The sequence below is a fragment of the Dyadobacter psychrophilus genome (genome assembly GCF_900167945.1).
GTDB lineage: Bacteria > Bacteroidota > Bacteroidia > Cytophagales > Spirosomataceae > Dyadobacter > Dyadobacter psychrophilus.
This window is the reverse complement of the sequence record NZ_FUZA01000002.1, coordinates 1,251,402-1,272,728: the sequence shown is the minus strand read 5'-3', so window position 1 is coordinate 1,272,728 and position 21,327 is coordinate 1,251,402. Positions and strand designations below refer to the sequence as shown.

The 21,327-nt window shown below is 46.0% G+C and carries 16 protein-coding genes; 2 read left to right on the top strand and 14 right to left on the bottom strand.

Annotation, left to right across the window (positions count from 1 at the left end; translation table 11 throughout):
• Window positions 1–9 precede the first annotated feature (9 nt).
• From B5X68_RS12220 to hisS, 9 genes are all read right to left on the bottom strand, one after another.
• The gene (locus B5X68_RS12220; RefSeq protein WP_082214953.1) at window positions 10–591 is read right to left on the bottom strand and encodes a chemotaxis protein CheB; all 582 of its coding nucleotides are present in this window, start codon (window positions 589–591) and stop codon (window positions 10–12) included.
• Entirely contained in the window at window positions 588–1,403 is an 816-nt protein-coding gene (locus tag B5X68_RS12215) for a CheR family methyltransferase (protein ID WP_082214952.1), read from the bottom strand. The genes B5X68_RS12220 and B5X68_RS12215 overlap by 4 nt, the downstream gene beginning before the upstream one ends.
• 3 nt (window positions 1,404–1,406) lie before the next feature.
• Window positions 1,407–4,832, bottom strand: coding sequence for a response regulator (locus B5X68_RS12210; protein ID WP_082214951.1), 3,426 nt, complete (start codon window positions 4,830–4,832; stop codon window positions 1,407–1,409).
• A 151-nt stretch (window positions 4,833–4,983) separates the two neighbouring features.
• A complete protein-coding gene (locus tag B5X68_RS12205) occupies window positions 4,984–8,319 on the bottom strand; it encodes a UvrD-helicase domain-containing protein (RefSeq protein WP_082214950.1) in 3,336 nt (1,111 codons plus the stop codon).
• 1 nt (window position 8,320) lies between these two features.
• Complete coding sequence (locus B5X68_RS12200; protein WP_082214949.1) at window positions 8,321–8,842, bottom strand: hypothetical protein; 522 nt, start codon at window positions 8,840–8,842, stop codon at window positions 8,321–8,323.
• Window positions 8,843–8,894: 52 nt separating this feature from the next.
• On the bottom strand, window positions 8,895–9,968 hold the full coding sequence (hisC, locus tag B5X68_RS12195) for a histidinol-phosphate transaminase (protein WP_082214948.1): 1,074 nt from the start codon (window positions 9,966–9,968) through the stop codon (window positions 8,895–8,897).
• 28 nt (window positions 9,969–9,996) lie between these two features.
• Window positions 9,997–11,265, bottom strand: a complete 1,269-nt coding sequence (hisD, locus tag B5X68_RS12190) for a histidinol dehydrogenase (protein ID WP_082214947.1) — start codon at window positions 11,263–11,265, stop codon at window positions 9,997–9,999.
• 4 nt (window positions 11,266–11,269) lie between these two features.
• Window positions 11,270–12,133 carry an ATP phosphoribosyltransferase gene (gene hisG, locus B5X68_RS12185; RefSeq protein ID WP_082214946.1) on the bottom strand — a complete coding sequence of 288 codons (864 nt, stop codon included), beginning with the start codon at window positions 12,131–12,133 and terminating at the stop codon, window positions 11,270–11,272.
• A 47-nt stretch (window positions 12,134–12,180) separates the two neighbouring features.
• The gene (gene hisS / locus B5X68_RS12180) at window positions 12,181–13,551 is read right to left on the bottom strand and encodes a histidine--tRNA ligase (protein ID WP_082214945.1); all 1,371 of its coding nucleotides are present in this window, start codon (window positions 13,549–13,551) and stop codon (window positions 12,181–12,183) included.
• A 230-nt stretch (window positions 13,552–13,781) separates the two neighbouring features.
• On the opposite strand from hisS, the gene B5X68_RS28915 reads away from it, so the two are divergent.
• Window positions 13,782–13,934, top strand: coding sequence for a hypothetical protein (locus B5X68_RS28915; RefSeq protein WP_169719995.1), 153 nt, complete (start codon window positions 13,782–13,784; stop codon window positions 13,932–13,934).
• A 37-nt stretch (window positions 13,935–13,971) separates the two neighbouring features.
• Here the strand turns inward: B5X68_RS28915 and B5X68_RS12175 are convergent, their stop codons facing one another.
• Window positions 13,972–14,295, bottom strand: a complete 324-nt coding sequence (locus tag B5X68_RS12175; protein ID WP_229208376.1) for a hypothetical protein — start codon at window positions 14,293–14,295, stop codon at window positions 13,972–13,974.
• Between the two features lie 109 nt (window positions 14,296–14,404).
• Here B5X68_RS12175 and B5X68_RS12170 point away from each other — a divergent pair, with 109 nt between their 5' ends.
• The gene (locus tag B5X68_RS12170; RefSeq protein ID WP_082214943.1) at window positions 14,405–15,178 is read left to right on the top strand and encodes a class I SAM-dependent methyltransferase; all 774 of its coding nucleotides are present in this window, start codon (window positions 14,405–14,407) and stop codon (window positions 15,176–15,178) included.
• Between the two features lie 44 nt (window positions 15,179–15,222).
• Here B5X68_RS12170 and B5X68_RS12165 read toward each other — a convergent pair whose 3' ends face one another.
• The 4 genes from B5X68_RS12165 to yidC form a co-directional block, all read right to left on the bottom strand.
• Window positions 15,223–16,233 (bottom strand): glycosyltransferase family 2 protein, encoded by a 1,011-nt coding sequence (locus tag B5X68_RS12165; RefSeq protein WP_082214942.1) that lies wholly within the window; start codon window positions 16,231–16,233, stop codon window positions 15,223–15,225.
• Window positions 16,234–16,348: 115 nt separating this feature from the next.
• On the bottom strand, window positions 16,349–17,644 hold the full coding sequence (hemL, locus tag B5X68_RS12160) for a glutamate-1-semialdehyde 2,1-aminomutase (RefSeq protein ID WP_082214941.1): 1,296 nt from the start codon (window positions 17,642–17,644) through the stop codon (window positions 16,349–16,351).
• Window positions 17,645–17,662: 18 nt separating this feature from the next.
• Window positions 17,663–19,375, bottom strand: coding sequence for an ABC transporter substrate-binding protein (locus B5X68_RS12155; RefSeq protein ID WP_082214940.1), 1,713 nt, complete (start codon window positions 19,373–19,375; stop codon window positions 17,663–17,665).
• 121 nt (window positions 19,376–19,496) lie between these two features.
• Window positions 19,497–21,320, bottom strand: a complete 1,824-nt coding sequence (yidC, locus tag B5X68_RS12150; protein ID WP_082214939.1) for a membrane protein insertase YidC — start codon at window positions 21,318–21,320, stop codon at window positions 19,497–19,499.
• Between the last annotated feature and the right edge of the window lie 7 nt (window positions 21,321–21,327).

The window sequence follows — 21,327 nt, the reverse complement described above, 5'->3', positions numbered from 1 at the left end:
TAATTTACGCTATGAAAGTAGGTCGCTGATCGTTTTGTAAAACTTATCCTCCCCTAACAGGTTATGTTGACGGTATTTTAACAAAGCTTCCTCAGGCATTCTCGGAAATTCAGCGGATTCCGGGTCTTGCACATATGTAGGAAAGCCTTTTTCAGCTAACAATTTCAGCCCTTCGGCACCATCCTGGCTTGATCCTGAGAAGAGCATTGCGGCCTTCACCGGAATGCCGGACAGGGCTGCCGAAATAAATGTGGCATCAATCGAGGGACGCGAGAAAAAATCCGGCTCAGTGTGGTCATAATAAAACCGGTGATCTTTTCCAACCAGCAAATGATAATCCGGTAATGCAAAATAAATGCTGTTTGCTGTGATCGGATCAAGATGATGCGGCTCGCTCATATGAACGTCGGTTTTTGTTTTAAATAAATCGGGCAAAACCGATGAACTGTGTTTTCCCCTGTGCAACACAAAAATGACTGCAAACGAAACCGGGTTTCTCAACAGCTTAATGATGTCCTCAAAGATCACGAAGCTTCCAGACGAGCCGCCAATTAGTACAAGACTTAGCGATTCATCCTTCGCGCTGTTCATTTGATTTTCTGATAAATATTCAGTGTACTGTCGATTACTTTAAAATGAGCTTCCAGCCCCGAATAACGCAAAGTTTCGCGTTTTCCCAAACAAAGAAAGCCTAACATGCTCAGACTGTCGTACAGAAGCCTGAAAACCTGCTGCCTTAATTCCAGCGTAAAATAGATCATCACATTGCGGCAACTGATGAACTGAAATTCATTGAAAACACCGTCGCCGGTGAGATCGTGTAATGAGAATACAATATTTTTCCGAAGTTCAGGTGAAATAATCGCCTGATTATAAGCAACATGATAATAATCCGACAGGGAGTGCTTTCCACCTGCCTGCATATAACTTTCTGAAAATGTTCTTGTGTTTCCCAGGGTAAAAACGCCTTCTCTTGCGGAGGTAAGCACTTTGTTGCTCAGGTCGGTGGCGTAAATCAATGAGCGGCTAAGCAGTCCCGCTTCTTTGAGCATGATTGCCATGGAGAATGCTTCTTCACCGGATGCACATCCGGCCACCCAGAACCGCAATGCCGGGTATGACTCCAGATAACCGAAAACCTCTGTCCTTACCTTTTTGAAATATTCGGGATCACGGAACATTTCGGAGTAATTCACTGTGAGTTCCTGGATGAGCTCATATACAAGGCTTCCGCCGGGTTCAATGTGATCCAGCAGCTCGCCGAGGTCCATGTCATATTTTGCAAGATAACGGCCTGCTCTTCTCAGCAGCGAAGGCCGCGCATAACCGGAAAAATCGAACCCCGAGATGTCGCGGATACGGATGATCAATTCTTCCAGCTGATTATATTCTAATACTACCATACGTTACGCGGAATGCAACCATACTTTGATCAATGCTAGCAGCTTATCCACGTCCACAGGCTTGGAAATGTAGTCGTTTGCACCAGCTGCAAGACATTGTTCCCTGTCTCCCTGCATAGCCTTCGCAGTCACCGCAATGATTGGCAGGTTGGCCCATCTACTCACTTCCCTGATCTTCCGTGTTGCCTCGATCCCATCCATTTCCGGCATCATTACGTCCATCAGCACGAGGTCTATTTCAGGAGTGTCTTCCAGCTTTTCAATGGCTTCCCTTCCATTTGTGGCTATTTCTATTTTAAAACCAGCTTCTTCCAACACAGCGCTTAGCGCGAAAATGTTTCGCATATCGTCGTCGGCAACGAGCACTTTCTTGCCTATAAAAACATTTTCCGCATGAACCACCGGGTTGCTGAATGCTTCCCGTTTTTCGGGTGCCTTAACCGTCTTTGGCTGGATATTTTTCAAAAACAATTTCACTTCATCCAATAAACGTTCATTGGATTTCCTGGTTTTCATCACCACCGGATGCGCGTATTTCATCACACGGGTGAGGTCAACCTGATTCAGATCTTCGGCTGTATTTACAACAACCGGCACCGCGCTCCAAGCCGGATTTTTTTTGATCTGATCCAGGAAATCCAGCCCGTTCATATCGGAAAGCCGGATATCCAAAATGATCCCGTCAACGGTTTCTGCATGAAGGATGGACATTGCTTCTGCTCCCGAAAATGCGTAAAGCACAAAAAAGTTGTTGGCAGTGAGGAAGTCGCCCAGATATTTACTCTGGTACTGATCGTCTTCTACGAGCAGGATCTTTTGCTTTTCCGTTTTGCCGGATTCCAGTTTAAGCAATGTGAAAATATGTTCCGCCGACTTCTGGTCCACAGGCTTTTGCATGAAACCGATCGCTCCTTCTTTCACCATATCCATGTCCAGATACGAGCCGGACGAGACGGTGTGAACAGGAATGGACTTTGTTTTGGAATCGGATTTCAGCTCTTTTAAAACCTCATCGCCTGACATATCCGGCAAATGCATGTCCAGAATAATGGCTGTGGGCTTGAACGTCAGGACAAGCTCCATAGCCTTTTTACCCGTTTCCGCGACCACAACTTCAAAACCGCTGTCGCGCGCCTTTGCGGACATATCGGCTGCGAATATCTCGTCGTCTTCCACCAGTAAGAGTCGATAAGCTTTGCCATTTTCATGAACAGGGTTTGCTTTGACCGGTTCCGGTGCTTTAACAACCTCAGCAGGCACTTCGATCTGGTCCGAAGTTTCCGTTTGATTTTTAACAGGGATTTTCAGTGTAAATGTAGACCCTACCCCAGCCTGGCTCTTCAACGAAATGGATCCCTGGAAAAGGTTGGCCAGTTCACGGCTGATCGATAATCCAAGTCCTGTTCCGCCATATTTGCGGCTCGTGGAACCGTCGGCCTGCTGGAATGCTTCAAATATGGACTGCTGCTTCTCAGGTGCGATTCCAATCCCTGTGTCGGAAACTTCGAAGAATAAATGTGATGCTTCCTGTCGGATGTTCAGCGCAACAGTTCCCGGCGCGGAAGTAAATTTCACCGCATTGGAAACCAGGTTACGGATAATTTGTAACAACCTAACCTGATCAAGATACAGCACATCCGGGCAGGATGCGTCTTTTTCAATTTTAAGGGTTAGCCCTTTATTTTCAGCTATTTTCTGGAATGTGTTCCTGATTTCAGACAGCAAAAGTTCCGTATTAACGTGCTCATACATGAGCTCAATCTTGCCTGATTCCACCTTTGCAAGATCCAGAATGTCGTTAATAAGCGTCAAAAGATCATTGCCGGAATTGAAAATAACCGAAGCATATCGCTGCTCCTCTTCATTCAGCCTCGCACCTTTGTTTTCGCCCAAAATCCTGGACAAAATTAGAATGCTGTTAAGCGGTGTTCTTAATTCGTGGCTCATATTGGCCAGGAATTCACTTTTGAACTTCCCGCTTTTTTCCAGCTCGTCGGCTTTAATTTGTATCTGATCCCGCGCCTCTTCGATGGTACTTTTTTGCTCTTCCAGCATAAAAGCCTTCTCTTCCAGCTCTGTATTGATCTGCTTCAATTCCTCTTGCTGCACCCTGAGCTCCTCTTCGGAAACTTGCAAAAGCGAAGACTGGCGCATCAGTTCCTCGTTCGTAACCCGCAGCTCTTCCTGCTGGCTTTCCAGCTCCTCAGCTTGTAACTGCGTTTTTTCCAGCAATTCGTTTGTAGTCTGGCGGGCGTGCGCAGCCATGATCGCAACGGCAACATTATCCGAAACCATTTCCAGCAATTTGGAAACTTTGTCACCGGGATCATTTAAATAACCTACTTCGATAACCGCCGTAATTGCGCCTTCGAATGCAATGGTTTTGATGTAAACAATGGAAGGATCTGCATTGCCTGTTGTGCTGGCAATTTTAAGATATGCGGCAGGGACAGTGATTTTTTTCAGTCCTACCTGGTCGGCAGCCAGTTGTCCAAGCAGGCCTTTGCCGAGAATGATCTCCTCTGGCAAAGACGCCGATCCATCGATTCCGTAACTGCTGGCAAGCTGCAGTAACTCCCCTGTACGGTTCACGAGATACATTGTTCCCACCGGCGAACCTGTCACTTCCACGAGCTTGCTTAACAGTTTTCTCGCCAGTTCATGCTGGGTAGGCTCTCCCCGGATCGCTTCGGCGAGCTCCACGGCATTATTTAATATCCAGTTCTTTTCCTGATCCTCAATAGAAAGCTGTTCGAGTTGCTTATTGGCCTTAATCGTCTCATTTTCAGAAGCAACCTGCTTATTATAGGTTGTTCTGATGAAATAATAAAGCAAGAAAACGACAAACAGAAACGCCAGCGTTCCGAATAGAATGTATTGCGTTGCGCGTTTCGAGCTCTCGCCCGCCAGCTGCTCCCGCTCAGCTAATAGTCCCTCTTCCTGGTTTTCTATTCGTTTAAAGCTAAAATCAATTTGAGAAGAAAGGACCTTGCCTTTTAAAACGATGGCCTTAATGGTGTCTATCTGGTAATTTGCGGATTTCAGGGTTTCGTATTGCTGGGCCATTAAGTCGAGCCGCACTTGTATTAATGGCGTAAGCGAATCCAGCCGGCTAACTTGTGATTTATTGTCTTTCACCAACTTTCGCATCGCATCCAACTCTGACCAAACATTGTCAACGGCCGCCCGGTAATTATCTTCGAATGTTATATTTTTGGTGAGTGCGAAGCCACGGACATTCGATTCTGCCATGAGCAACCGGTTTCTCACAGCTGTTGACACCGTCATTACTTCCCTGGTATGATTCACCCAGCCGGCATTCTCCTGCTGCATCCTTATCGCGTTATAAGAGGTGAGGCCGACGACAACAACCAGGATAACGGAGAAGATTATACCAAGTAAAATCTGTTGCTGGAAAGATATGCGCATAAACTTCTAAGTAGCGGAATGTTGGTTTTGCAATTTCCCGTCAATATCAGGAAAAAAAAACCAAATTTGGTCCAAAGCGGGCGCTTACTTAGAACTATTTTAAGGATTAGTATCGAATATTGGTTATGAACTAGTTCTACTTTGAACTGTCCTATTCATTACCCTTGCCGGAGATCCACTCCACCAGCTCGTTTTCCAGTGTGATCAGCACACCACGGGATCGCTTACCGGCACCTTCATACGTTTTGATCAGTTTTCGCAGATGCCTGCGTGGTTCGTCCGCATTGCTGCCACCTACAAACGACATAAAAATGAACTCGCCGTCTGGTCGCTGGACAACCCGGTCGATGTGCAGCAGGTTGCCTCCGGGAATGAGCAATTCTTTGTTGGTTTGCACTTTACTCACGTCCTGATAAAGACTTAGCAACTCGGGATCACTGAGTAAATCACTAGTCTGAGCCTCAATCTCAGCTGTTTCTGATTTGGTAAAAATCCCTTCCCCTACCAACCGATCCAGCGCGAGTGGCAGGTCAGAAATGGTTTTAAGGCGGGTAAGCAGATAACGGATTTTTTGTAACCGGTCATGCTTAGGCTCGAATGTTTCTACGTCGAAGATCCGGTCGGCCATTCTCCGGAGGCGCAATGATTCTGTACGGTCGTTGCTGAGAATGTGATTTAATACAAATGGCTGGGCGTCCGATTTTCTGTGCGCATGCATAGGCGCACTATGGCCATTGGAAATAATGTATTTTGACTCACTTTCATTCCAGGCCGGCACGAAATCCTCTTGCGCAAGAAAATTTTGGAGCCAGTTGCTCACCTGCTGCCCTGATTCCCAGCGCCGCTCCCTTTTTGCCAAAATGTACAAGCGCTGCACCGGCCGCGTGAAAGCCACATAAAGCAAATTAAGATTTTCGACCAATGTCCGCGTTCGCTCGTCCGTATACTGCGTTGCTATTGCCGTGTTTTCGAGGTCTTTAACCACAGAAACCATTGAACTGCGCAGCTTTTTCGGCGCATAATCCGGCTGATCTGCCAGGGTAAGCTCTTCATAATCCAATTCATCCAGATCGAGCCAGAGGCGGTCGAGCTTGGCATTGGGCGTCACTTTCCAATGCGCATAAGGCACGATCACGACGGGATATTCGAGGCCCTTGGATTTATGAATGGTGGTAATGCGGATCGCGTCGGTTTCGTCGGGGATTGTAATGGAAAGTTTGTGCCTGGCCGACTCCCAGTAAGTCAGGAAGTCACCCAGGTGATTGCTTTTTCTGTTGCCAAAATCCAGCACCACATCCAGAAAACGAAACAAATATTCATTTTCAAAATGGTTTTGAAATAACCCAAAACGTTGCATTAGCTGCTCGCTAAGCTCGAAAACCGACAGTTGTCGCATGCGGAACGAGCTCAGATTGATGTTCCATTTTTTGAAATATTCCAAAAATGTGTCCAAACCGCTTTCTTCGCACAGAATGCGGATTTGCTCGTACTCGCTCGCTGCGGGATTTTCTCTCCGGATAACATGATGAAAAAGATAAGCTGCCTCGTAGCGCGCCAGACGATGGTCTGCGCTGAGCAGCACTTTCATGAACGAAATGATGAAATGGACAGAACGGGAATAGCCGAGTGAAAGCGCATCGTCCGAAATCAGCGGAAGCCCAGCCTCTTTTAATGTGCTCGCCAAGGCAGTCGCTTCTTTCTTTTTCCGGCACAGAATGGCTATATCGCGCCAGTCGTATCCTGCTGCCCTCAGCTCGGTCACGAGTTCCAGCGAACGCCTTACAATGCTATCCGATGAGCTTTCATCGTCTGTATCCTCATTATCGTCCTGCATTTCAAGAAACTCGATCTCGACATGTCCTCCAGCGGGAACTGTTTCCGGGATTTCCTGCTGAAAATTTTGATCGTAAACTTCCTTAATGAGCACATTGTCAGCACCAGCTGTTTCGGCAATGAATGCAAAAAATTTATTATTAAAGTCAGTGATCTCGCGACGGCTCCTGCGATTTACTTTCAGATGGTTTACATCGAGATAATTATCCAGGCTCAGTAACCGCTCTGCATTATACGAACTGTTGCCCAGGACAGTGGCCAGCGCCATCACCTGGCTTGTAGCAAGATGCAGAATGAGGTCCATATCGCCACCCCGGAACCGGTAGATGGATTGCTTGGCATCCCCAACGATCAGATTGAAGAATCCGCCTGACAACGAATTCTCAATTAGTGGAAGCAGGTTGGCGAATTGCAGCTTGGATGTGTCCTGAAACTCATCAACCAGAATGTGATTATACCGTTCTCCCAGTCTTTCAAAGATAAACGGAACAGGCTCCCGCGCCACGATTTCAACGATTTTCCTGTTAAAATCTGAAATGTGGACCTGGTTATTTTGCTTCAAAAGCGCGTCAAATTCCTTCCTGATCTCGCCCAGCAACGACAAGTTATAAATGTGCCTGTCCAACTGGTTATACAGTGTAATTTTCTGCGATTCAGAAGTCCTGATATTCTCGATCTGATGAAAATAGTTTTCCAGATCTGTCCTGACCTTCTCAATTTCGTCCTTAATTAAAACAGGGGTTTTGGCGCCATACCAAACACCTTCTCCGATGGTTTTATAAACGTAAGAATTGGGTTCGGCCCACAGCTTTTTTACTTCGGCGCGGTCACGGAAGTAACCGTAAATCCCTCTCCCGCTTTGGTGAAAATCTTTTTCGGTTAGAAAAGTGGATTGTATGAGCTCAAAAGCATTTTTGGATAATTTCGCAATGTGCGCCTCCCGTTCGCGGACAAAAGCGCGCATTTGATTGCGGATCGCGATCCAGTCCTGCATCCTGAGATCTTCCACACGCTTCATTTGCATGTAACTTTGCTCACTCAGCAATGTGCCTGCGGTTCCACGGATCTGCATGGGCAACGTTCCCCAGCTTTTCCCCTCCTCGGCATTTTCACGATAATATTTCTCAACTATTTCTGTAAGCACTTCTTCGCCATCCTGCCCTATTCGTGCGAGCAGGCGATCCACAGCGTCGTCCAGCAGATCGCTGTCCAGCTGCGTTTCGAAAATGAACGGAATGCCGAGCTCGTCTGTAAAACTGCTGATGAGCCGTTGCGTAAACTTATCGATGGTCATCACCGAAAAGTCGGAATAACGGTGCAGGATCTGCCTGAAAACGAGTTGGGCCCGTCCCGCAATGAGCTGGCAGGCGCCTTCGAAAAGTGTACTGTCTTGGATCGTATCCGGGTACATTTCTGTCACCACATCACGCAGCATGGGATGGGGAACAGCACCGGAGTTGAAAGAATCGGAAAAGATCCGCAGCATAAGCAGGATGCGGTCTTTCATTTCATTGGCTGCTGCATTGGTGAATGTTACAGCCAGGACATGCCGGAAATAAGTGTCTGAATTCGAGTGCAGGGCGAGTTTGAGATACTCTTTTGTGAGCGTATAAGTCTTACCCGACCCTGCCGATGAACTATAAACTTTAAACACCTTACAGGTTGAAGCGGATGCCTCCTGAAATGTTTGGGCTTAGATAAAACGGTCTTGGCAGCAATTCAACATAGGTCCCGCCTTCCAGAAAAACCGAAATACGGTTGTCCGGAATGTAATATTCAATTCCACCTAAAACGGATCCACCAAGCGAAATGTCCTTCTCATAGTTTCCATTCAGACGTTTTGGGTAAGATCTGCGGCTGTTCACTTGTCCGCCCAATCCGTAGTAAACGTGTACGGCTTCGGAGTTGAAAAGCGGTGTATGCCATAAGTAATGTACTTGCAATGACACGCCGGCATTTTTGTAAATTCCCTCATCTCCTCTGTATTTCCGGTCGTTGGACAAAATCCCGCCATAAGTCCCCACGGTGACGTCCAGTGCGTGAATGTTATTGAAATACTTGCGGATATTGATCCCTGTCGGCTCTCCCAATTTGAAACCAACCGCCCAGTTGTCGTATTGGGCATGTGCAAAACCAAAGCTGAGGATAAAGGCAAACGTTAAGGCTAATTTCTTCATAATGAGTTTTTATCGGGGAAATTTTTTATTCGGTGCTTTGTAAAAAAGTGTGCTAGGCTGCTACACTTTTCTGCTGATATTTTTTTAATGACTCAATTAAAGCTTCATTTTCTTCACGGGTTCCTACCGTAATTCTCAAACATCCGTCGCAAAGGTGAACGCGCGAACGATCTCTTACGATGATCTCTTCGTGGATCAGGTAATCCATGATGGCCTTTGCTTCATCAAATTGTACCAAGAGAAAATTAGCATCCGTTGCATGCACTTTAATCACCAACGATAAATCCGTTAACATGTTACACAAAAAAGTCCTTTCTTTAAGAATTTCTGCGATCATTTTATCTTTCTTATCAATTCCCCCCAAACCTTCCAACAATGCTCTCTGAGCTGGCAGGCTAATGTTATAGGGCGGTTTGATCTTGTTAAGGATACGGATCAGCTCGGGACTTGCAAAGCACATTCCCACACGGATCCCTGCCAGTCCCCATGCTTTGGAAAATGTCTGCAGCACCACCAGATTGGGATATTGGTCCAGATGCTGAATCCAGGAAGGCGTGTCTGTGAAATCAATGTAAGCTTCGTCCACAACCACCAGGCCATCAAAGCTTTCCAGAATTGTGCGGATCGCTTCGGATTGCATCACATTGCCCGTCGGATTATTAGGAGAACAGATCCAGATAATCTTTGTTTTCGGCGTGATCGCATGAAGCACGGCCTCAACATCGATCTGGTAATCAGCCGTTAAAGAAACCTTATCAATGATCACATCGTGGATGGAGGCGCTTACTTCATACATTCCATAGGTCGGCGGCAAAATCATGACGTGATCCTGACCGGGCGTACAAGTTGCTCTTGTGAGCAGATCTATCGGTTCGTCGCTGCCGTTTCCAAGGAAAATGCGGTCGATGCCAATGTTCTTGATTGGCGACAGCTTATGCTTGATCTCAGCCTGATATGGATCCGGGTAACGGTTATAATTCTCTTCCGTTACAGATCCGTAAGGATTTTCGTTCGCATCCAGGAATATGCCCGAATGCCCCGTATATTCATCCCTCGCGGAAGAATACGGTGCGAGTGAAAGTATGTGCGGACGAAGGATTTTATTAAGATCAAATGTATTTTTCATGCTGCAAATATTCATAATTCAAATTCTTTTACAAAAGACTTTTTAGCCGGATGCTAACGGCTCTTTTGTGGGCGTCCAGCGACTCGGCCTCTGCCATGGCTTCTACCACCGGGCCAATGTTGCCAATTCCCTCCTTTGTAATGCTCTGAACAGTGATCTTTTTTACAAAACTATCCACAGAAACACCGCTATATGCCCTTGCATATCCGTTTGTAGGCAATGTATGATTGGTTCCGGACGCATAATCGCCGCATGATTCGGGTGTGTAATTGCCAAGAAAGATCGAACCTGCATTCACTATTTTCTCTGAAACCTCCTCTGCATTTTCAACACTTAAAATCAAATGTTCCGCTGCATATTGATTCAGCAGATCAATGGCCTCTTCCTCTGTTTCGAGCAGAATGGCTTTGCTGTTGGCAATGGATTGCGCAGCCAGATCGCGTCTCGGCAATTTGTCCATTTGCGAGGATAATGTCAGGTTAACTGATGACAGCAGTTTTTTACTCGTCGAAACAAGCAGCACCTGGCTATCCGGGCCATGCTCGGCTTGTGATAAAAGGTCGGCAGCCACAAATGCTGGAATTGCAGTGTCATCCGCATAAACGGCAACTTCCGAAGGCCCCGCAGGCATATCAATGGCGATGCCTTCTTTGCTGATCAACATTTTAGCGGTGGTAACATATTGGTTTCCAGGGCCAAATATCTTATAGACTTTCGGCACACTTTCCGTTCCGTAGGCCATGGCGGCTATAGCCTGCGCGCCTCCTATCCGGAATGCTCTGGTTACGCCGACCAGCTGGGCAGCATACAGAATCGCCGGGTGATCCGATGGAGTGCATAATACAACCTCTTTGCAACCCGCGATTTTTGCAGGGATTCCCAACATTAGCACGGTGCTGAACAATGGTGCGGAGCCGCCGGGAATGTAAATGCCCACTTTTTCAATACCAACACTCTTCCGCCAGCAGGTGACGCCGGGCATGGTTTCTATCTTTTCGGCAGGTTGAAGCTGGGCTTCGTGAAACTTATAAATGTTCTGATAAGCCTGCCCTATCGCCTGTTTAAGCTTTTCATCAAGCTGGTCAGCTGCGCCAGCCAGCTCTGCTTCGGTGAATGCAATGTTTTCAAGAACCGTTTTGTCAAATTTCAACGCCAGCTCCTTAATGCCTTTATCACCTTCATTCCGCACCTTTTCGAGGATAGGATTTACTTTCGCTTCAATATCCTGTGCTTCCTGAACGGGGCGGGCCAATAATGCAGGCCATTGGTCTCTTCCAGGAAATGGAATAATATTCATACAATTACAAGATCATTTTTTCAATTGGAATAACCAGAATTCCCTCTGCACCAGCCTGTCTGATTTTCTCGATGTTTTCCCAAAACTCATTTTCGTTGATTACAGAATGCAATGAACACCAGCCTTCTGTCGCTAATGGCAGAATGGTTGGGGCGCGCATTCCGGGAAGGAATTTGGTAATGCTTTCCACTGCGCTGGTTGGGCAGTTGAGCAAAATGTATTTGTTATTCTTGGCAACCTGAACCGACTTGATGCGGAAAAGCAACTGATCCAGCAGGTCCTTTTGAACATCGGAAAGGTGCTTACTGGCTATCATCACGGCCTCAGATCTGAAAATCGTTTCCACTTCTTTCAGACCATTGCTCAAAAGCGTGCTCCCAGAGCTTACAATGTCACAAACTGCATCTGCAAGGCCAATGCTCGGCGCAATCTCCACAGACCCGCTGATCTCGTGAATTTGTGCCTTAACATTGTTAGAACTAAGATATTTTTCCAACAAACGCGGATAGGTCGTCGCAATGCTCTTTCCTTCCAGATCTGTAACATTGTTATAATCATGCTCTCTCAGCACACCTATCGATAATCTGCACTTGGAAAAACCCAGCTTATGGACCGTATCCACATCGCGGTTCGACTCCTCGGAAACGTTTTCACCCACGATGCCCAGATGAGCGACGCCGTCTTCAACATATCCGGGAATATCGTCATCCCGGAGGAAAAGAATTTGTGCTGGAAAATTCGTGGCGTCCGTTTTTAATTTCCCGGCACCATTATCAAACCTTATCCCACACTCCTTGATCAGTTTCAAAGAGTCTTCACTCAATCTTCCGGACTTTTGTATTGCAATTCTTAATATGTTGTCATTCATTGTGTTGTGGGCGTCTGCTTAGCAAGTTTTGGTTCAGAAATTTAAGTTCAGTCATTGTTTTCGGCGAGTAACGCGGTGATGTCGTCAGCATTTAATTTCTGCTGCTCGCCTGTCTTCATATTTTTCAAAGTAAGTTGTCCGGTCTCCATTTCATCGGATCCAATAAGGATTACAAATGGAATGTTCTTCCGGTCGGCATAATCCAGCTGCTTTTTGAGCTTCACAGAATCCGGATAGATTTCCGCATTAATGCCAGCTTCTCTCAATTTTGGCAACACAGACAATCCAAAACGGAATGCTTGCTGGTCAAAGTTTGAAATCATAACCTTAGTTGCCGTCTTTTGGTTTTCGGGAAAGAGATTAAGCTCTTCCATTACATCATAAATCCGGTCAACTCCCAGCGAGACTCCTACGCCTGAAATGCCCGGAACGCCGAAAGTGCCGGTCAGGTTATCGTAACGGCCGCCACCAGAAATGCTGCCGATCTGGACATTGTTCGCCTTCACTTCAAAAATAGCCCCTGTATAATACGAAAGGCCACGCGCCAAAGTCACATCAAGCTGGATTTTGGGATTTTCAAGCCCAAGCAATTTTACCAGATCCCAAACCTCTTCCAGTTCCTGAATGCCTTTCATTGCGATTTCGGAGCTTGCCAACCAGTTCTTTAATGTTGTAAAAGGCTCAGCACCTTCGGAAAGCGTTAAAACCGGATCGAGCTGGGTAACGCTTTCATTGGAAAAGCCGCGTTCGATCAGTTCCTCAACGACTTTATCTTTTCCTATTTTATCCAATTTATCAATCGCAACACAAAGCGGGCCTTCCATACCATGCGCACCAATCATGTCCGCAATGCCTGTCAGGATCTTGCGATTGTTGATCTTCACCGTAAAATCATTGATCCCTAATGCGGGCAGGATTTCATGCAAAAGCAAAACAATTTCGGCTTCACAAAGCAGTGAATCGGTTCCGACAACATCGGCGTCACATTGATAAAATTCGCGGTAACGGCCTTTTTGAGGGCGGTCTGCACGCCAAACGGGCTGGATCTGATATCTTTTGAAAGGCATTACCAATGTTCCCCGGTTCATTACCACATAGCGTGCAAATGGAACCGTCAGGTCATAGCGAAGTCCTTTTTCTGAAATTTTCGAAGTTAGTGGCTTGTAACCCTCCTGCCAGTCGGAATCGGTAAGTTTTCCGCTGAAATCGCCTGAGTTCAGCAACTTAAACAAAAGCTGGTCGCCTTCGTCACCGTATTTACCCATTAACACCGATAGATTTTCAAAGGCTGGTGTTTCCAGGGGCAAAAATCCGTATCGTTGGAAAGAGCGGCGGATGGTGTCAAAAATAAAAGTACGTTTTGCCATTTGTTCGGGACCGAAGTCTCGGGTTCCGCGGGCAAGGGATGGTTTACTCATTGAATTCATTCGGTAAAAGCACTGCTCAACGCAACTTGAAAGTGATATGCCGGCAAGCGAAGTTGCCGGCTATCGAACGTCAATTGGTGTCAGTATTTGTAATTAATTTGGCCCGTGAGCCAATTTAACCGTAAAGTTAGGGCAGGTTAGGCAATATTTGTGACTATTGTCTGCATTATTTACGCGAAAATGATTAATTTTGCGGCTCTTTCACAAAACAATATTTTACAATGGGAGTTACGGAATTAAAACGTAAGAGTCGCAGAAACAAAGCAGTAGCTAATAACCGCACAGCGAAAATCAAAGATCTTTTACGCAAGCCAGAAGTACGCAACGTTGATGTTGAAGCAATAAAGGCTCAGTTTGAAGCTAATAAAAAATAATTTTAGCATCTACGAAAAGGAATTCAACTAGTCCCTGTCAATCTGTTTTGGTAGGGCTTTTTGTTTTTTTACCGGGTTTGTGCTTACTCGCAGCCTTGATGTTGATCTTACGAACCAGCTGACGCATGCTGCGCCGGGTTTCCCTGCGGACATCGAGTAAAATACGGAAACGGAGGGCTTCGCCAAACATGACCAGGCCACCGTTGATCAGCGCAAGACTATATAATCCTAATACAACCCAAACCTGCGTAGGAACTCCTGTCCGGCGCTGGTGTGCTGCCTCGCTCAGGACGGTAAGGCCAAAACTGAAAATCAACAGGCCGCATGGAGCTAATATCATCCATTTGGTACGCGTTGACATTCGTTTAATTAGCCTTTTGCCAGGTGGTTTCGGATCGATCGATGGAATCATTTATTACTTTTTTCCTTGTTATGATCCTAAAATTATTAATTTTTAGTTAATTGATTTAATGAAATCCATCATTAGTTTAGTATTAAGATATATTCCCCGGCCCTATCTCCAGTTGGTCGGTCACTGGGTTGCCCGTTTTCTCAGCATTTTTTATATCGGCAACAAGGTCGAATGTCCTGTTTGTGAAAGCCGTTACAGGAAATTCCTTCCATACGGCCGCAATACTTCCAGTCGGGAAAACGCGCTTTGCCCAAGTTGCCTGTCATTGGAACGGCACAGATTAATGGGTCTCTATCTTAAAAGAAAAACTAATTTCTTCACTGCGAATCTTAAAGTGCTGCACGTAGCGCCGGAATATTGCTTCATTGATCGCTTCGAGCAAATGAAAAATCTGGATTACATTACGGCCGACATTGAATCACCACTGGCGAAGGTGAAAATGGACATTCATTCTATTCCATTCCCTGAAAATACATTCGATGTGGCCTTTTGCAATCACGTGATGGAGCACGTCGACGATTACATTCTGGCGATGAGCGAGCTTCACCGCGTACTGAAACCAGGAGGTTGGGCATTGATCCAATCTCCGCAGGATATGAAGTACGAAGTGACTTACGAAGATGCCACGATTACTGATCCAAAAGAAAGAGAAAAGTACTTTTTGCAAAACGACCATTTGAGGTTGTTTGGACGTAATTACGGTCGTGAATTGGAAAAAGGCGGTTTTACTGTGACTGAGGACCGTTTTGTGATGGATGAGCTATCCAAAGCAGAAGTCCAAAAGTATGCCTTACCCGGCGAAGAGATTGTATATTTCTGTCAAAAACTATAATCTGTTAAACCTTTGCCCCGGGCTTAAGCCCGGGGCATTTATAATTATGAAGGATATTCTATAGTCGCGCCGGTTTCCCGGTGCGACTTTTTTTCGAAGAGTCTTTTCCATCCTTCCTCCATAAAGCCGATTCCGTAGCCAAAAAGCTGTACAAATGCGGCCCCTATTCCCAGAAACGCCACTTCGACACTCTTTGTTTTTTGTAAAGCGTCGATAAAAAGCAGCAGAATGTAAGTGCCCAGGCCCATCAGACCGAGGTAGAAAAACGGCTCGAAAATCAGGAACCAGAATGGAATGCTGCAAACGGCCAATGTGAAAAGCAATGGAAATGTGTGCACCAGTTTCAGCTCATCGGGATAGAAGCGGGCAATGTTGATCCTTGCTCTTCCGAAGAATTTCAACTGCCTGAAAAACGGAACAAATTGCGTGCGGCGCTTGTGATAAATAAAAGCTTCCGGGATCAATGCGGAACGAAATCCAAGGCGTAACGCACCAATGCTGAACAAAATGTCCTCCCCCATCCGGCTCGTCAGAAAGCCGCCCGTTTTCTCCCAAACCTGCCTGGAAAGACCCATATTGAAGCTTCTTGGATGGAATGTACCGCCCATATTATTCTTCTTTCCTCTGATCCCACCTGTCGTGAAAACAGATGTCATGGAATAACTTATGGCCTTTTGAATCGGTGTAAATGATGGATGATCCGTATCCGGGCCGCCGTAAAGGTCAACGTATTCGGTGTTCAGTTTTTGCTCAACAACAGCAAGATAGTTTGGCTCAATTAATGCATCGGAATCCAGCAGAATAAAGTAATCTCCCGAAGCCCGTTCGAAACCATGATTTCTTGCAAAACCCTGGCCTCCGTTTTCCTTGAAGAAATACTTAATGTCGAGTTTTTGCTCGAAGGACCTTACAACAGCATCAGCCTTAATCTTCGAGCCATCCTCTACAATGATCACTTCAAAATGCTTAACCGTTTGCTGCACAAGACAGTCCAGCAACTCCTGCAACTCGTCGGGTCGGTTGTAGACAGGGATGATGATGGAGTAGTGGCGCATTGTTTAATGAGTGAATTTTGAATGAGTGAATGAGTGAATGAGTGAATGAGCGAATGAGCGGTCGCCGATGCGATGAACGAGCGGTCGCCGATGCGATGAATGAGAGTGCATTCATTTATAAGCTTAGAATTTCTTTCAGGGATTCTTCGTTGGCCTTGATGATTTTGTCTAAATGCTTGTCTTCCAATGCGGTGGATAGGAACATGCTTTCGAACTGGGATGGTCCCATGTAAATGCCGCGGTCCAGCATTGCGTGGAAATATCTGCCGAACAATGGAAGGTCTGAGGATTTTGCGGACGGGAAATCAGTTACGGGCTGATCCGTAAAGAATAGCGTGTACATGGAGCCGATTTGATTTAATGTGTAATTCAAACCTAGCTTTTGCATGGACGCTTTGAAACCATTGACCAGTTTTTCGCCAGATGCTTCCAATTGCGTATAAACTTCCGGGTGGTCGTTGAGATAGTTCAGCATTGTAAGGCCTGCCGACATAGCAATCGGGTTGCCTGACAGCGTTCCTGCCTGGTAAACCGGGCCGGCCGGTGAAACCTTGTTCATAATGTCCGCTCTGCCTCCATACGCCCCTACGGGCATTCCTCCACCTATTATTTTTCCTAACGTTGTTAGATCCGGGGATATTCCGAATCTTTCCTGTGCTCCGCCCTTCGCCAAACGGAAGCCTGTCATCACTTCATCCAGGATCAGCACAATTCCCTCTTCATCACAAATTTTCCGCAAGCCTTGCAAGAAACCTTCCGCCGGAAGCACACAGCCCATGTTACCGACTACAGGTTCCAGTATCAATGCTGCAATGTCGTTTTTATTCGCGTTGACTAGTGTCTGAACTGCTTCCAGATCATTGAACGGCGCGGTTAATGTATCGTTTGCAACACCTTTTGTAACGCCTGGGCTGTCTGGTGTGCCGAATGTTACTGCGCCGCTTCCTGCTGCGATTAAGAAGCTGTCGCCGTGGCCATGGTAGCAACCTTCAAACTTGATGATTTTATCTCTTCCTGTGAATCCTCTTGCTACTCTGATAGCCGACATAGTTGCCTCCGTGCCGGAATTAACCATCCTCACCTTTTCAATCGATGGCACCATGCTAACGATCAGTTCGGCCATTTCCACTTCCCTGCGCGTGGGCGCGCCAAAGGAAAATGAATGCTGAATGGCATCGTAAACAGCCTTTTGGATCAATTCATTGGCGTGTCCCAGTATCATTGGCCCCCAGGAATTGATCAGTTCTATATATTCATTATCGTCCTCATCGTAAACGTAAGGCCCTTTGGCCGATTTGATAAAAACCGGTGACCCTCCTACCGCCCGGAAAGCCCGAACAGGAGAATTGACGCCGCCTGGAATAAAATGCTGTGCTTTTTCGAAAAGATGCTGACTCGTTGCAATATTCATTGGATACGCTAATTTGGGTTACCTGTCCACTGGCATCCATTTGGAGCCATTATATTTCAAAACAGGTGTAATCTGATTCTCGTTTGATTTTGTAAAATTAAATCCGGAAAGAAGATATTCTTCGTCGCCAGGTCGGGCTGAACGGAGGCCGTCCTGAAATTTATCCTTGTGCTTGGCCAGCATCCGTGCAAAAAAGAGCAGCTGATCATAACCCTGATAAGAGTAAACAGAAGGGAATGTGCTGGTTTTGTTCCAGTAATTTTTCTGAAACTCGCGAATATTTTCCTTCTCCCGGTCCACAGGATCCGTGTCGATCAGGTAAAGCCTGGAAGCATATCGGTTAAGCCTGGATTGCTGCGCATTGAAACTGGTGGATGTGCTGAGCACGGGCGTTGCTGTCAACTTGCGTCCGTTGAGCACTTCCATGAGCATTGAGCCGGCACTGCCATCGGTTGAAAAAAGGGCAATGTGTGCTGGTTTAGTTGTTTCAAATGTTGATATGTTGGTTTCCATCCATTCGCGGCCAGGTTGGATTTTGATCATTTCCAAGACTTTACCGCCTTTACTTTTCCACTCATTGGCATAGGAAAAAGCCATGGCCGAATCCTTGGCGGAGCCACCATAATAGATCGCATTATTGGAGCCGATTGCCTGCGTTTTCATCCATTGGGCCGCTCTCTGCATTTGAAATGCTATGGAAGGGTGCGCAAGGTATATATTGGAACCGGCTTTCAGGAGGTTGCCATCGGTGGAAAGCGGGTTAAGCATAATGGCATTTGCATTGGCAAAATAGCCCGCGGTAACTTCAAATGTGGCGGGATAAAGGGGCCCGATCACCATATCGGACTGCTGAAAATTCTTATTGTCGACGATCGGCTGAACGGCTTTTGCGTCCGCACCCACGTCGTATGCCCACAGGTTTACATTAATTCCTTCGGCTGCGAGCTGCTCTTTTGCCATGGTAAGGCCAAGATAATAGTCATAGGCAAACTGGTTTGAACGACGCTTCGCAGTACTGAATTCATCCAACCGGAACGGAAGCAGCACAGAAACATCATAGTAACCCTTTGTCCACTGGCCCTCCGACTTAGGAATGCTTCGTTTTGGCGCTTCCTCTGCGACTGCAACCTTCTCTTTTTTACTAAATTTAAATTGCTTCTGCAGCTGATCTGCAATCTGGAAATCCGTTTGTGTCGAGCTTGGTGAAGTTTCAATGAAGTGGACCAATGTTAATGCAATGTCCCGATCGCTAGCATATTGCTTTTGCAGTTCTTTTAGTTTGGCAAGGTCTGTGATCGCGCCAAAGTAATGTTGTTTCAGCGTAAAAACATCTTTTGCAAGTGAGGAATCTTTGATTTTGGCCAAATGCCCCAAACCTTCATCCAACTGCCCTGCTTCCAGTGCAATGGCTCCCAGCAGATACTGCGCATCGCCTATCCGGTTCCACCCGGGATAACGGCTCTGCAATTGCAATAGCATTTGCTTGCTTTCCTTATAACGTTTCAATTGATAGGCAGAGAGCGCATAGTAGTAATGTGCATAGGCCGAATATGTCGTTTTTGCATTTACGCTCGTGAGGGGCGACAGCTTCTCCATGGCTGCTGCATAACGTCCTTGTTTATAGTCCGACAACGCTGATTTGTATCTGCTTTCCGTTTGCGCAATATTTTGGGCAAGGGCTGCATCGCTCAAACCGACGAGGATGAAGATGACTATGGTAATTACTTTCATCGGAACAGTGGGTGAAAATTGAGTAACGCCGGACAAATTACAAAATCCGGTTAAAGAGAAAAAAACAGGCAATATTTCCGGTTGGAAACATTGCCCTATATATTACGCTATAATAAATCTTTTATTTCTTTTTCGAACGTTTCTCGAGTTCGGCCTGCTTCTTTTTAGCCTCTTCTGCGGCTTGCAGCGACTTTTCTAAATACTTTTGAAACTTGGTTTGTTTCTTCTCGCCGTTCGCATTTTTCTTTCTGTTCTCTTCCAGAATGTTCCGGATCTTGTCCTCATTCACAAAGCGTTTGATCAAAAGCTGCTGAGCAATTGTCACGACGTTTGAAACGAAATAATAGAATGTCAAACCTGCGGGGAAAGAGTTCAGAACGAACATGAACATCAAAGGCATAATATAACCCAACACTTTCATGTTCACCGGACCCGGCTGGGTTGGCGTGATCTGGTTGTTATAATATGCATAACCAATGCTGGAAGCAGTCATCAAAACTGTAAACAAGCTGATGTGGTTTCCTACACCGAAAGGAACGGTAAACGGCAATTTAATGAATGAGTCGTAAGTGGAAAGGTCACTAGCCCATAGGAAAGATTGCTGTCGCAGCTCTATCAAGTTGGGAAAGAGGAAGAAGAGTGAAAACAGGATGGGCATTGTCGCCAGCACGGGAATACAGCCGCTGAGCGGGCTTACGCCTACTTCCTGATACAGCTTCATCTGATCTTGCTGCTGCTTTGCCATATCATCAGGGTTCTGGCTGCGGATCTGTTCCAGTTCAGGCGCAAGCAACTTCATCTTGGCCATGCTGATGTACGACTTGTATGTAAGCGGCGTTAAGATCGTTTTTACAAAAAGCACCAGCAAAATGATCAGAAGACCGTAATTACTCACGAATTTTTCCAGGAAGTTGAATAGTGGAACCAGGAAAAACTTGTTGATGGGCTTTAAAAATGCGTATCCCAAATAAACATTCTGATCGAAATTTTCTGCCTTTACTTTATCTACGAGGTGATAATCATTCGGACCAAGAAAGAACTGATAGTTCGCCTCTCCTTTTTGGATCGCCGACATCGGAATTCCGGCAGTAACGTGCATGGTTTTCACCACGGTCGAATCGGCCGGATTAACGTCTGCCCGCATAGACATGTTACTGAATGGATGTTTCTCTGAAATTAAGCCAGCCAAAAAGTATTTATGTTTGATCGTAAACCATTTCACCGGCTCGGCCGTTTTCTCCTCCTCGGTTGCAGTAGGGCTTGTAGCAAGGCTTTGCAGCTCATCCGTATAGTAGTTGATCGTCACTACCTCACGGTTTTTGTGCATGTCATTTTCCAATTGCAGCAGATCATTGTTCCAGTCCAGCTGCACCAGTTTATCACTGGATCCAGTAGCATTCGATTTGATGCCATAATCGATCACATAACCTGACCCTCTTACCACATAAGTCTGTTCAACAAACTGGTTATTTTTCAGCGGTGCACGATAAGTGACTATTACTGAATCCTTTTCGTCCAATTTCTGATCCTGCGCGTCTGTGGTAAAAAACATATCCGTCAGATGCACATCACCGGTTGGTGTAGGAAAATTGATACGGAAATTATTATGATTTTCTGCAATCAGATAAAGCGGCTTTTGATCATAGGTTTTGTATTTTTTCAACATTACCTCTTTCAGGATCCCGCCCTTATTTGAGAAAACAACACGTGTATCGTTGGTCTCAATTACCAGGTCCTTGGGAGCGACTTTTGCAACCGCATTTGAATCTGTATTTGAAAGTGAGCTGGTTGAATCCGAAGCTGTTGGTGATTGAACAGAGGGTTTTGAGGTAACTGTTTTTACTTGCTCCACAGGTGCAGGTTCCACAGGTTTCGGAACCAGGATCTGGTAGCCAATCAGCATTAGCATGATTAATACTAAGCCGATGATAAAATTTTTATCCATTATTTAC